Annotated in this window: 6 protein-coding genes and 2 pseudogenes; 5 read left to right on the top strand and 3 right to left on the bottom strand. The window is 70.4% G+C overall.

Features of this window, described 5'->3' with window-relative positions:
• The first annotated feature begins 9 nt into the window (after positions 1–9).
• Positions 10–909: an alpha/beta fold hydrolase gene (locus tag JK363_RS18530; RefSeq protein WP_201876011.1), complete on the top strand. Its 900-nt coding sequence runs from the start codon at positions 10–12 to the stop codon at positions 907–909.
• Between the two features lie 158 nt (positions 910–1,067).
• A complete protein-coding gene (locus JK363_RS18525; protein ID WP_201876010.1) occupies positions 1,068–2,294 on the top strand; it encodes an NHL repeat-containing protein in 1,227 nt (408 codons plus the stop codon).
• Between the two features lie 158 nt (positions 2,295–2,452).
• On the opposite strand, the gene JK363_RS42540 is transcribed toward JK363_RS18525, so the two are convergent.
• Both JK363_RS42540 and JK363_RS18515 read right to left on the bottom strand, forming a co-directional pair.
• Complete coding sequence (locus tag JK363_RS42540; RefSeq protein ID WP_268981058.1) at positions 2,453–2,740, bottom strand: virulence activator alpha C-terminal domain-containing protein; 288 nt, start codon at positions 2,738–2,740, stop codon at positions 2,453–2,455.
• 254 nt (positions 2,741–2,994) lie between these two features.
• On the bottom strand, positions 2,995–4,518 hold the full coding sequence (locus JK363_RS18515) for a sulfatase family protein (RefSeq protein ID WP_201876009.1): 1,524 nt from the start codon (positions 4,516–4,518) through the stop codon (positions 2,995–2,997).
• A gap of 125 nt (positions 4,519–4,643) precedes the next feature.
• Between JK363_RS18515 and JK363_RS18510 the strand changes: the two are divergent.
• The 3 genes and pseudogenes from JK363_RS18510 to JK363_RS18500 all read left to right on the top strand — a co-directional run.
• Positions 4,644–5,112, top strand: a pseudogene (locus JK363_RS18510) (LLM class flavin-dependent oxidoreductase); the annotation flags it as partial.
• A 19-nt stretch (positions 5,113–5,131) separates the two neighbouring features.
• Positions 5,132–5,883, top strand: a pseudogene (locus JK363_RS18505) (TauD/TfdA dioxygenase family protein); the annotation flags it as partial.
• 145 nt (positions 5,884–6,028) lie between these two features.
• Positions 6,029–6,610: a S1 RNA-binding domain-containing protein gene (locus JK363_RS18500; protein ID WP_307821773.1), complete on the top strand. Its 582-nt coding sequence runs from the start codon at positions 6,029–6,031 to the stop codon at positions 6,608–6,610.
• A gap of 62 nt (positions 6,611–6,672) precedes the next feature.
• On the opposite strand, the gene JK363_RS18495 is transcribed toward JK363_RS18500, so the two are convergent.
• The gene (locus JK363_RS18495) at positions 6,673–13,812 is read right to left on the bottom strand and encodes a Tc toxin subunit A-related protein (protein WP_201876007.1); all 7,140 of its coding nucleotides are present in this window, start codon (positions 13,810–13,812) and stop codon (positions 6,673–6,675) included.
• Positions 13,813–13,911: the final 99 nt, after the last annotated feature.

Raw genomic sequence — 13,911 nt, 5'->3', positions numbered from 1 at the left:
GACAGCCGAATGCCCGAAAAAGCCGTGCGCGCCGGTGAACTCCAGCTGTGGGCCGAGGACTTCGGCAACCCCGTCGACCCGGCCGTGCTGCTGATCGTGGGAGCGGACGCCCAGTCCGTGGGATGGCCCGACAGCCTGTGCCACGGCCTGGCGACGAGCGGGCGGCATGTCATCCGCTACGACCACCGCAACACCGGCAAGTCCACCCTGATCGACTACGACAAGAGCCCCTACGACTGCCACGACCTGGCGCGCGACGCCGTGGCGGTCCTGGACGCCTACGGCGCCGACGCCGCGCATATCGTCGGCGCGTCCATGGGCGGACTCATCGCCCAGCTCCTCGGGCTCGACCACCGCGACCGGGTGCGCTCGCTGACTCTGTGCTCCACCAGCTCGGCCCTGGCCGGTGTGGTGTCCGCGCTCAGCGGCGAGGCATCGTTCTTCTCCCCGCCCCCGCACGCCGCGTACCTGGCGCATGCGGCCCGGGTGTCGGCCGAGCTGACCGCCGCTCCGCCTGCCACCCGGGACGAACTCATCGAGGCCCGCTTCAGCGCCTACGCGCCGTTGGCCGGACGTACCGAGTACGACCTGGAAGGATGCCGGGCCATCCTCACCCGGGAGTACGACCGCGCGACCAATCCCTGGCACCCGGACGCCAGCCGGCTCGCCATCGCCGCCACCGCGGCCGTGGGCGACCTCGCGCCCAGGTTGCGCACGCTGGATGTACCGACACTGGTCATCCATGGGGCGGACGACCCGATCATCCCCGTCGAGCACGGCCGGGCACTGGCCGAGACCATTCCCGGAGCCGCGGGGCTGTTCATCGACGGCTACGGCCACGTCTGCGCCAACGCCGCGGTCATCGAACAGCTCCGTGCGGCCATCGTCGACATCACCAGCGGGAGCTGAACCACTCAGCCCACCTGCCCGGTCCTGGGCGCCTCCGCCCGGACGCGCCCCGCGCCTGCCGTTGGGGTGGATGCGGGGCGGGCCGGTGGCGTGGTGCGGACGGGGGCGGGCCACGGGTTCCTAGGGTCGATCGTCCGTCCAGAACAGATGGGTGTGTCATGACCCGCTTTCCCACAAGACACCGACTGACCGCGCTGTCAGGAATTCTGGCGCTGTGTACGGCAGGCATCGCACCGGCGACGATGGCCACGGCCGTGCCTCCCGCCTCCGCCCGGCGTACCGTCCCCCTCTACGTCTCCGAGTACACCGACAACACCGTTCTGAAGGTCGCCACCGATGGCAGCGGCCAGAGCACCGTTCCGGCCACCGGCCTCACCCGCCCGACCGGCCTCGCACTCGACACCGACAACAACCTCTTCATCTCCGACACGGGCAACAACCGGGTGGTGGAGGTCCCGGCGAACGGCAGTGGCCAGACCACCGTTCCGACCATCGGCCTCAACCGCCCGATCGGGCTGGACCTCAACCGCGGCGGCGACCTCTTCATCTCGGACAGCTTCAACGACCGGGTGGTGGAGGTCCCCGCGAACGGCAGTGGCCAGAGCACCGTTCCGACCACCGGACTGCTCCACCCGGACGGCCTGGCACTCAACGCCGACGGTGACCTGTTCATCGCCGACTTCATCAACGACCGCGTCGTGGAGGTGCCCGCCGACGGCGGCCCCCAGACCACCGTGCCCCTGATCGGCCTCTCCCAGCCCACCGGGCTCGCGTTCGACCGAGCCGGGAACCTCTATGTGTCCGACTCGGGCAACAACCGGGTGATCAAGCTACCCGCCCGCGGTGGCTCTCAGTGGACCGTCCCGACGAACGGGCTGAACAGCCCGCAGGGGCTGGCCCTCGACGCACACGGCAACCTGTTCATCGCCGACTTCGGCAACGACCGGGTGGTGGAGGTCCCCGCGGACGGCGGCGCCCAGACCACCGTCCCCATCACCGGGCTGCACACGCCCGTCGGACTCGCCATCCCGACCGCGACCCACTCCACGTCCACCCGTCTCACAGCGGCCCCGGCCACCGTGCAACGGCATCTGACACCCCCGTACCTGAAGGTCAGGGGGCTGTCCGCCACCCTGACCACGGCACAGGGCACCCCGCTGCGCGGTCAGACCATCCGGTTCACCGACGCCTCCGGTACCCGGAAGCTGTGCACAGCGGTGACCGGCGCCCGGGGCACGGCACGGTGTGACGCCACCCTCCACAGCGGCAGACGCGCCGGCTACGACGACTTGCGCCGCCACGGCTACCGCGCCGGTTACGCGGGCGTCTCCCCGTACAAGCCCAGCTCGGCCACCGCCCCGGTACGGTCCGGACGCGTTCACTGACGACACCATCAGCCGGATCCGCCTGCCCCCGCCGGGGGCAGGCGGATTCCCGTCTTCCGGGTGATACGCCAGAGACGGCGGGGCCGACCGCCTTCCTCGAACGCGTGGACCTCGTTGAGTGTCCAGGGCCGGATGACAAAAGCCTCGGGATCGCTCGGCTAGGGCGCCGGTGCCTCGGGTCCGGGCGGCGGGGCATCCGCGCTCTCGTCGAGGGCGCCGACATGCTCGGCGGCCCAGCGGGCCCAGTCCTCGTGCATGACGGACTGCCGCACGCCGTACTCCAGGACGATCCGGCCGTAGACCGACAGCGGGCCCTCGTCCCAGTCGATGGACTCCTCCATCTCTTGGAAGGCGGTGCGGCGCGCGGCGGCGCGGGATGCCTCGGCCTCCAGGTAGGTGACGGCCTCCAGCCGGGTGAGCCGACCGAGGAAGAATACGCGCAGCAGGGTGTCGCTGCGGCGGGTCGTGGTGGGTGGTGTGCCGGTCAGCCAGCTCCGCAGCTCGGCCTTGCCGTCCTCGGTGATGGCGTACTCCTTGCGGCCTACCCCGAGCGCGCCCGTGCCCGTGCCCTCCAGCAGAACGCACCGGGGACCTGAGCGGGCGCGGCGCGCCGCGATGAGGGCGCGCCGCTGGGATTGTGCCGCCGTTCCCGGCGCGCTGGGCCGGCGTGTGGCCCGACGCGCCGGGAACGAGCCGTTGGCTAGGAGTCGGCGCCGGACGCGGCCCGGCAGCTCTCCGCACCCTTGCAGTGCTGGAGTGCTGTGAGGGTGCGGTGCAGGGCGGCGCGTTGTTCCTCCGGGAGCGATGCCGCCCGGTTGTTCATCTGGTCGGGGTCGGACCCCATCTCATAGAACTCCGTCTGCCCGTCGGTGTATTCGACGTAGAGCGAGTCGGCCGTCCGGACCGCCTCGTACGTCGGTGGGTTTCCGGCGTTGCTGGGCGCCGCGTCGGGATCCCCCCGCTTGGAGGCCGCCTGATGATGCTCGACGAGTACGGACTTGCGCCAGTCGTCCTCGCGCTTCCCGCGCATCAGCCCGGCGAGACTGCGCCCGTCCACGGTCGAGGGCGGGTCCAGGCCCGCGAGTTCCTGGAACGTGGGGTTGATATCGACGTTCTCCGCGAGCCGCGCAACGCGCTCACCGGACGGAACACCAGGTCCCGTGACCATCATCGGCACCTTGACATCGGTGTCGTAGGCGGTCTGCTTCCCCGGCCGGAGTTGGTGCTCGCCCATGTGGAAGCCGTTGTCCGAGCCGAAGACGATGTAGGTGTTGTCGGCCACTCCCCGGGCCTTGAGTGTGCTCTCCAGACGGCCGATCATCTCGTCGACCGCCTGCACGGAGCGCACCCGCTTGGCGAACTTCCGGTCGATCTCCTCCTTCTCCTTCGGCCTCAGCGGCGTCAATGTCTTCTGCCACTCCGGCGCATTCCGGGTCGCCTGGTCGTAGGCATCCGTCCGGGGAGCCTTGACGTCGGGGAAGCTGTCCTCGTGCCGCGGAGCGGGGGTGGCCGGGCCATGTGGTGCGAAGGTCGCCACCTCCAGCAGGAACGGCTTCTTCGCCTTCGCCGAGGCGTCGACGAATGACGTCGCCTTCTTCGACAGCACGTCCGTCAGGTAGTCCTGGGGATCCTTGCCGTAGTGCACGGCCTTGCCGTTCTCGTTGAGGTCGTAGTCGTACTCCTCGTATCCATGGCCCGCGACATCCCACTCGTCCCAGCCGGAGGGGACGCGTCCGGGCGAACCGTTCCTGTCGACCGGCTGGTACCCGTTCAGATACTTCCCCATGAACCCGGTCCGGTAGCCGGCGTGTTGCAACGTGGGGCCGAAGGTCTTCGACTCGTTTCCGTTCTTCAAGAACGCGCGGTAACCGCCGTCGTCCCCGGTGTTGGTGAAGACCCCCGTGTTGTGGGGGTACTGACCGGTCAGGGTGGACGAACGCGAAGGGCAGCACAGGGAGTCGGTGGCGAAGAAGTTCGTGAAGGTCGTCCCCTCCTTCTCCATCTGCCGCACATGCGGCATGTACTTCACGAGGTTCCACGCCAGATCGTCGGTGAGAACGTAGACGATGTTGGGCTTCTGGGCAGAACTCGCGGCGTTGTCAGCGGCGGAGGTCTCACCGCTCGCTGTGTTCGTTGCTCTGGTGCACGAGGCCAACAGCGCGATCGCCAGGAGCGCGCACACGGCGATGATGGCCGTACGTGAGCCACGACGGCTGGTGAACATGTGCCGAACCTCCATCAGTTGGGTGTCACCGGCCATCGGACGGTAGGGAGCGACCTTGTGTGATTCTTGTGATGTCACGGGCCGGGCCGCTGTCCCCGCTGGCTGGTTGCGTCAGGGCGCTCAGGTACGGTGTGCAGCAGCTCTCCGGGATGCTGGGCACCGATCTGACCGGCCTCCCGCTCGACGGCCCGCTCCCCGAGCTCCCGGAGGAGCGGGACATCAACGGCAACAAGAGCCGCTTCACCCTCGTCGCCGAACTCGCCCGCCGCGACGGCCTCACCCTGCGGGAGCTGATCGCCCGGCTCGGCGGCGGCCGCGGCCACCGCGTCTTCGCGGGCACCCCGACCAGATCGCCGATGAGCTGGAGGAGTGGTTCACCGAAGGCGCCGCCGACGGATTCAACATCATGCCGCCCCATCTGCCCGGTGGACTCGAGGACTTCGTGGACCACGTCGTCCCGGTCCTCCAGCGACGCGGTCTGTTCCGTACCGAGTACACCGGCGGCACCCTGCGGACCACTACGGCCTGCCCCGGCCCGCCGTGCCACCGGTAGCCGCCGCCGGAGCCGCCGGAAGCGAGAGGAGCCCCGTGTGACCCGCTCGATCTGAAACGTGACCAGCACCTGGACGACGCCGCCCAGCTCCGCTTCGCCTCCCTTTTCGGCGAGTTGACCACCGCACACCCCACGGTGCCGTCCGTCGAGGGGCAGCCCAGCGTGCTGCCGTGGACGCCGAGGAGGGTATCCGCGCCAACCGCTGGCACACGGACGTCACCTTCGTCCGTACCCCACCGAAGGTGTCCACCCTGCGCGGCATCGTGGTCCCGCCCTACGGCGGCAACACTCTCATCGCCAACACGGGCGCCGCCTACCGGGACCTGCCCCAGCCGCTGCGCGAGCTGGCCGACAGGCTGTGGGCCGTGCACACCAACGACTACGACTACGCCGCGCCACCCCGGAACACCAAGGCGGCCGAACACCGCGAGCGGTTCATCTCCCGGAAGTACCGGACCGCCCACCCGGTCATCCGTGTCCACCCCGAGAGCGGCGAGCGCGGTCTGTTCATCGGCGGCTTCGCTCAAAGTCTCCTCGGCCTCGGCCCGTCCGCGTCCCGTGATCTGCTGCGGATCTTCCAGTCCTCTGTGGTCCGCCCCGAGAACATCGTGCGCATCGCCTGGTCCCCGGGCGATGTGGTGGTCTTCGACAACCGCATCACCCAGCACTACGCCCCCGACGACTACGGCGACCTCCCGCGCCTGCTGCACCGCGTGACCGTCGCGGGCGACGCCCCGGTCGGTGTGGACGGCGAGCGCGCTTACGTCCTCGAAGGCGATGAGGCCAACCACTACACCCCGGCAGCCGCCTGACGGTCCACCGTCCTCCCGCACCATGAGGGTGCCCGCCCGGTGTGCGTCTCGCGCACACCGGGTGCGGCAGCCACGGCCCGGTCGGTACATCTCCGTGGCCGTGGGCGCTGCACAGCCCACCGTCCCTCATGGCAGGCTGGAGACCATGGGCGGACCGCTTGAACCCCCCGAGCTGCGGATGTTCCTGGAATCACTGAGCCCCGGTGAGCTCCTTTCCGGCACCGTCGCGGCCCTCGAACGGTTCGGCGTGTTCGTGGCGCTGGACGACGGCCCCGACCATCCGGTCTTTCCCGGAGTCGGCCTGATCACGATCCCCGAACTGTCCTGGCTGCGCATCGAATCGGCTTCGGACGTCGTTGCGGTCGGACAGCGCGTGACGTGTGAGTTCCTTGCGTTCGACACATGGAACGCGGAGGCCAGGCTGTCCTTGCGAGCGACCCGACCGGACCCCTTCCAGACCTTCGCCGATCGTGTCGTGGTGGGTCAGGAACTGCCCGGACGGGTCACCAAGCTGATTCCGTTCGGTGCCTTCGTCGAGGTCGCCAAGGGAATCGAGGGACTGGTGCACAACCGCGAGCTCGCCTCGGCGCCCGTGGCGGCTCCGGAGGATGTTGTCCGGCTCGGCGACGAGGTCACGGTCGTCATCACCGACATCGACCGGGAGAGACGCAGACTGGCCCTCTCTCGACGGCGGGCGAAGCAAGGCGACCGCCGGCGGCAACCCTGACGATCGTCCCGGTGCGGGTGCGACACCACAAGCTCCTGCCGAATGAGCGGGGATCCGCCCGGTCAGCACACCTCATACGCACACAACAGCAGGATGCGCGTCACCTCCGGCAGCAGGGCGGGGAAGGAGAAGGTGCCGAGCTCGCCTTCTCCGGTGCGGACCAGCGGGCCGAAACCGGGGTCCTGGAGGACCCCGTGGAAGAGGCCCGGCCAGTCGGCGCCCGCCACACAGCGCACCTCGGTGGCGGGGCACCGTTCGTCGGAGTGATGCCCGTGGGGGCGGGCGGGGGTGAAGCGCAGCAGGTGGTGTTCGCTGGGCACCGGGTCGGCCGTCTCGAAGAACAGCTCCAGACGGCGGACGCGTACGTCCGGGCCGCCCGGCAGGAAGGGGAACATCCCCCGCCCGAGCCTCAGCGTCAGTTCGTGGTGCCGGTCCTCCCCGTGTGGGCGCTGGAAGGCGTGCCAGGCCGATGTCATGTCGTGCCGTACGTCGAAGTACCGCAGACCGGAGCCGGGCAGATGGCGGTCCGCGACCTCTTCCGCCGCGTGGCGCAGGGCATCCCCGCCCTCGCGCGCCGTGTAGTTGAGATGGAGCAGGACATCCGCCACCGTGTCCAGGTCGAACTGGTTGTTCCGCGGGCGCATCTCGATGCGCCACCGGCTCACCGCACCACGGAATTCGAAGGGCAGCTTTCGCTCGTCCCGGAAGTTGAGCTCGAACATGCCCGTGTCGTTCTGCCCGGTGGAGGTGGCGATGGCTTCGGTGGCGAGATATTCGTTGACGACGCGCGGATCGTCCGGCAGGGCCGGATAGCCGTTGGCCGGTCCCTCCTCCCCGCAGCACTCCGCGGGCGGCGCGGTCAGCTCGGGGCTGATCCGGGTGCTGCTGCTGAGCAGCGTCAGCCGGCAGTGCACTCCCGCGTACGGGCCGACCACACAGGGGATGGTGAGGCCGACGTTCCTGATCCGCCTCATGTAGTGGCCGTAGTCCTGATCGAACATCCACTCCGCGAGCTCGAATTCGCACTCACCGGTGGCCTGGAGCAGCAGGAACTGGAGGGGGAAGTCCCGTCGCAGCGAGAAGTGCTTGGTCAGTTCGTACTCGCGGAGGTTCTCGTCGAGGTAGGAGTGTTCCATTTGCCGCAGGGCGAGCTGGAGCCGCTCCCCGGCGAGGAGCCTCTCGCGCAGATCGTGGCCGTCCTCCACCGGTAGGAAGTCGCGCGCGGTGTGTCCCCGCTCGATGTTGAACGCCCGCTGCGCCTGCCGGGCCGCGTGCCCGGCCAGTTCGTACAACTGGTCGTACAGCGCCGCCGTCTCCTGCTGGAGATACAGATACAGGTCATGGCTGGTGAACCTGGTGCGCAGGAAGTCCTGGACATCGACGGAGTGTTCCAGCTGCCGCTGATGGCTCTCCAGCTCCCGCAGCGCGATGCCCCGGCGGCGCTCGGCCGCGAGGATCTGCCGCTCCACCTGCTCCAGTTCGATGTCCAGGACCTCCACCTGGTGGCGCCACTCCTCCTCGCGCCGTTCCCAGCCCGCCTGGGTCAGCCGCAGCCCCGCTGTGGTGTTCGCGATCTCGGCGAGGCCGTTGGTGATCCGGGCCGCTGCCGAGAACACGCCGCCCAGCTTGGAGCCCACCGGCGGCTGGATCTGGTTGCAGGGGAACCCCACGAACATGTCCGGGATCAGTCCCATGATCTGCGCGATGCCCTCGGTGACATTGCTCGCCGTACGCAGCGCGAGGCCCGTTCCGGTGAGGTTGTCGTACTCGATCTCCTTGCTGATCAGGCCGTGCTCGACCAGTGCGGCGTAGTAGTTGCGGCGGGTCTGCGTCATCTCCTTGGTCTTGCGCAGCGCCTGGAGCTGCCAGTCGGCCTCCCGCCACTGCTGCTGCCGGACCTGCGAGGCGAGGGCCAGCAGCTGGCTCTCCTGGGTGGCGCGCAGCGAGGCGAGGTATTCGGCGTCGCCCTTCTCGTACGCGGTGAGCAGCGCCGTGCCGAGCGCGCGCACCTCACCGGTCAGCTCCACGGCCTTCTGCACCAGGAAGACAAAGCGGTACGGGCTGGGCGGCGCGCACCAGTCCGCATCGTCCGGGCAGGGCCGCTCGGATGCCCTTCCCGCGTCCGGCCGCGCACCCGGGTAGGGCAGGGCCGGTCGGCGCAGCCGATGCGCGTCGAGACAGGCCCGGATCAGGCCCTGCCGGTCGGCGGTACGGTCGTAGAGGGCGAGGAGGCGGGGATTGAGCGGTGGGGCGAGCGGAACAAAATCCGTGACGGTGTCCGGTTCGCGGCCCGCTTCCGCCCTGATCGTACGGGGCCGGGCGCCGAGCAACCTGGCCGCGGTGTCGAACAGCAGCCGAGCATGGCCGAACGCTTCGGGCGTACCCCGCTGGAGCGCGGCGTCGCCCCACTGGAGAAGCGTCTCGGTGTAGTGCAGGACGATCGACCGCCGCCTGGCGTCGTCCCCGGTCCCGTACAGCCAGTCGGAGTCCGAGGACAGCGGCGCGAAGGCCAGTTCGTACCACTTGAGGGCGGCCTCGAACCGGCAGCGGGCCCGCAGTGCCCCGGCGACCGTCACGGCGGGAGCGAAAGGCGAGGCGGGCACCAGCGGAGCGCCCGGCGCGTGGTAGGCGAAGTACGGGTACGCGGGCAGCCCGCCCGGGTAGCGGGGAGCGTCGTCTGCGTCCGGCTCCACCACCAGCGGCAGCGGAACGGCGGCATCCGTAGGGAGGTCGTAGCGGAAACCGGCCGTGGCACCCAGGTGCGGTGGTGGCGCGATACCACCGGTCACCCGGAACGTCAGCGAGTCCGCGGTGCGGCCCACGCATTCCAGATCGCCGCTGCCGTCCCCGTCGCCGACCCGGACCGCCTCCGCCGACCTCCGTGGTTGCAGGAACCGGCCGTTGTGGACCCGGCACCATGCCAGGCGCACGGCGCGCCCGCTGTCCCAGTGCAGCAGCCGGGGCAGTTCGCCCGGCTGGTGCCAGGGCCATTCCGCCTGCTGTTCCTGCTCCTCATGGCGCCGGACGTCGACCGTCCAGAAGTAGTATTCGTCGACCACCGCCGACGGCGGGGCACCGCAGTCGGCGCAGCAGATCTCCGCACCGTCCGCCGGACGGGGAGCGAACTTCGTGGCCGCGGGCGGCTCGCAGGCCGCGGCCACCCGGATGAACCGGGTGCCCAGGCGCACTGCGGCCTGGATCCACAGCGGTATATCAGCACCGGCCCCATCGCACTCCCCGCGCGCCGTCAGCCGCGGCCCGTCGCCGTCCTGGCCGCCCTCGTTGTCATTGTTTCCGTTGCCGCCTCCGCCGCCGGCGGAGAGCCCCACCACTGCCAGCCAGGAAGGTGTGGCGGACCACTCCGGTGTGCCCAGCAGATCGAGGCCCTCCCTGACCGGGTCGAGTCCCTGGATCCCGGCGGGCCGGTCCGCCTGGAGCGGCGTCAGACCCGGGTGGACGGGTGGCCGCCCTCCGCTCCAGTGCTCCAGACCGCCGGGCAGCGGCACGGTGAGCGTGGCGCCCCGCAGTTCGGCTTCCAGGAGACGGAATCCTTCGCCGCGCCGGGCTTCTTCCAGCTCCTCCCAGTCGATCCAGTTCTCCCGGTAGAGCTCCCGCCGGGTGCAGGTCTCCCACCGCCGGTAGTCGGCGAAACGCCGCTCCCACAGCAGGGAGAAGGCGGGCGTCACGGTGAACCGGGGCTCCAGGCCGAGCTGGGCGCGCCGGATGAACAGCTGGACGGCGCCGATCGCCTCCTCGATCCGGGTCGTCCGCTCGCACAGCCCGGCCTCGACATCGAGCAGCAGCACCTCACTGAGCTGCCTCGGCTCGGAGACGGACTCGCCGTCGGGCAGCGGCACCCGGTCCATCGCGCACAGATAGGCGTGCAGTGCCGCTCTGGCCCGCTCCCGCAGCCCGTCGTTGAGCCGCTTGACGTCCTCGTACCGACGCGGCTGACCGTTCTCGAAGCAGCCTTCGCGGACGAACCGGGTGAGGTTCTGATTGCCGGTGACGGTCTCTCCGGCCGGGAGCGCACCCGGGTCGTCGGAGGCCCACAGATCGGGCCGGGCGCTCCGGAGGTCCTTGACCAGGAAGTGGCGGCGCAGTGCGCGGATCCAGGTGTCGGCATGCCAGACGCGGATGGCCCAGCGCTCGTCCTCCAGGTCGCCGCTGGACACCTGATGACCGGGGAAGTAGCGGAGGACGAGGGGAGTGTGCAGCAGATCCACACCCATGTGCCGGAGCAGATGGGCCGGATCGTCCGGGTGGTTCTCGGCGGCCTCATGGAACAGGAGCCACAGCGGACGCTCGGGCGCCGTGGCCGCATCGCGGCGTACGACGGTGTAGTCGAAGATCCGCTCCCACCAGTCGAAGAGCGCCTGCCGACGGCGGGGCGAAGGGTTCACCCGGCGGTCCTGGGCGGGAGCCGGAGGGCGGTAATTGTCCTTCAAAGGCAGGAAGTTGACGTCCAGGAAGGCGCGGTGCACCCGGAAGCCGCCGCCGTGGCGGTAGTACGAGGTGCCGGTGAAGTCCTCGGTGTGGGCGAGCAGATAGCCCAGTTCGGACTGTCCGTCGTCGGCGGCGGGGTGCGCGGACAGCTCGAAGCGACTGGTGAACAGCAGGGCCTTGAAGGCCCGCTGATAGGTGCGGCGGATATCGCGCAGGGTGCTGGTGAACCGGCCGCGCAGAAAGCTCCGGGCGGCGCCCCGCACACACAGCCCCTCGTCGAGCGGCCCGTCCTTGCGGTCATGGAACAGCCGCTCGTAGGGGATCGTGACCAGCTCGCCTCCGCTGTCGGGCCCCGCGTACGTGACCTCGAACCCGCCGGTCGCCGGGCAGACGTCCTCCGGGCGGGCGAACTCCGGCCGGGGCTGCGCCAGTTCGATGACCAGCTGGTAGACACCACGGCGCAACGTCAGCGGGGCCGAGCAGTCCGGCGGCGCGGTCTCGTCCGGCCAGTCGTGGCTCAGCAGCACCCAGCTGCGCTGGCCGCGCCGCAGAGACACCCGCCAGCGCTTGCGGTGCGCGGCCGCCGCGTCGGGCGGCTGTCCCACGGGTGCCGGGGCGCCCGCCCGGAAGGTGTAACCGCCCTCCTCATCGATCAGCAGCGCCCCGCTCCAGCGCGCGGTCCAGCCGTGCGCACCGCCCAGCGGCCGGCCGTCGGGGTTGGCGAGCGCCAAGCCGTTACGGACGCTGACGAAGCGCTTCTGCGCCTCGCTCAACGTCACGTCGAGGCCGGGCAGTACGGTGGGGATGTGCACCCCCGCGGCGTCCTCCGCCGGTCCGAAGGCGGACATCGGCCCGCGGAGCTCGCGCCAGACGGTCGGGCCGCCCTCCGGCGCGAGTTCGCCCAGCAGACCGGTGCCGGTGAGGCCGAGCAGGGCCGCGAAGGCGCCGCCGGTCGGCTGGTCCGGCCAGGTGACGTCGGGCCGCTCGCCCGAGTCGGACTCCCACGGGCCGAGGGCGCGGTTCTCATCGGCGTACAGATGCACGAGCAGCGTCCAGGCCAGATCCGCCCCGCCGCAATCGTCGCCCCCGTTGTCCCCGGGGCGTCCGGTCCACTCGGCCACATGTCCGGCCAGGTGCTCGGCGATGATCCGGCAGCGGGCGTGAGCGCGGGCGAACGAGCGCTGGAAATACGCCCAGCGGCGGCCTTCGTCGGGCTCCTGGAGCAGGCGCTCCTCGGCTTCCGCGACGTTGCCGAAGAGGAAGGCGAAGGGCACGAGATCGGCGCGCGGCAGGAAGTACAGCTCCCGTACCGCGGTCTGCTCCGCGGGCTTCAACTGACGGACCCGGCCGAGCTTCGCGATCACCGCCTCATCGGTCAGCGGCAGTTGGGTCCACAACTGCTCGGCCGCCCTGTCGTAGCGGAACGGACCGTCGGGCGGGGTGTTCCACATCAGCGGGGCGGTGTCCGCCGACGGCAGCCCGGTCCGGTACTGCCGGTCGGCGATCGGCACCGGAACGCCGCAGGTTTCCAGCACCGAGGGGAAGAAGTGCGTGCCGAGGGACAGCAGCGGATCCGGGGACCCGCTCGGTGGAGTGAAGCCGAACTCCCCCCGCAGGGTGGTGGAGATACGGTCCCAGGACCACACGGCGGCGTCCTCGTCGGACACCTCCACGGCGAGCAGCGCCCGGCGCAGATCCCACAGCGAGAAGCGCGTCTCGTCGTCGGGCAGGCCGAGAGGCGAGTCGAGCGCCTCGTTCCCCGGCTGGAGCGGGAACGGGTCGTCGCCGTCGAGGTGGTCATCAGTGGTGAACAGGAACAGGATCTCCCCGATGCCGAAGTCGGAGGCGTAGATCTTGCCCAGGATCTCGGCGAACCGCAGGGTGTGCGTCGGGCGCGCGGACCAGGTGTCGGCTGCTGACCCGGGATCGAAACCGGCCAGCCGGGAGAGCGGGCCGAGGTTCTCGGCGAGCAGCTTGCGGAACTCCGGTGGACGGCAGCCGCAGCCGTGCCGAGCCCGCGCGTGCCACTGGACCTGGTCCAGCAGCTCGTCTACGGCCCAGTCCCAGTGGGAGGCGTCCGGCCCCACCCACAGCGCCAGCAGATGCGTCCGCCGCTCACCGGTCTCGCCGGGCGTGGGCGGGCTGCCGTCGGTGAGGGCGAGCCGGAAGTCGTCGCGCAGGATCTGGAAGGCGGCGAGCTGCCGGAGGAAGCCCGGGGCGACGGTCCCCTCGGCGCCGAACAGCCCCAGCACCTCGCAGATGTCCCGGAGTTCGGCGAATCCGTAACCGCCGCCGGGCAGGGCACGCAGGGTGCGCCACAGCCGGATGAACACCGCCAGCCGACGGAGCGCCTGCTCAGGGTCCTGGGGATCGGTGAACCGAATGCGGTAGTCGGTGAGATGGCAGGGCTCGCAGTCGGGGAACGGCAGGCAATCGTGGACCTCGTCCCGAACAGCGGCGTCGTCCCGCACAACGTCCACGTCCCGCACGTCGGCCGCGTCCCGCGCGTCACTCGGCAGGTAGGCGCAGAACCGCACATACGCGGACCGCCACAGCTCCAGGAACTCGCAGTAGCTCAGCCCGGTGCGCGCCAGGAACTCCGGAAGCCGTACGACGATCCGGGTCCAGGGCCTGTCACCGACGGACTCCGCCGGAAAGCCGTACAGCTCCCACAGCGGGAGCTCACCGGTGCCGTAGAGCAGCTCGGCTTCCTCGGGAGTGATCCCGAGGTACTCATGGGCGAGTTCGGCGCGCACCGGGTAGCGCCACAGATGGCGCTGGAAGCCCGCGGGCTCGGCCGCCGGGTCGAGCGGCCGCTGTCCGCCGGGTCGGCGATCCGGCTGTCGGCCGTCCGG

This window comes from Streptomyces coffeae (genome assembly GCF_016741875.1).
GTDB classification, from domain to species: domain Bacteria; phylum Actinomycetota; class Actinomycetes; order Streptomycetales; family Streptomycetaceae; genus Streptomyces; species Streptomyces coffeae.
This window is presented reverse-complemented; position numbering and strand designations above follow the sequence as displayed.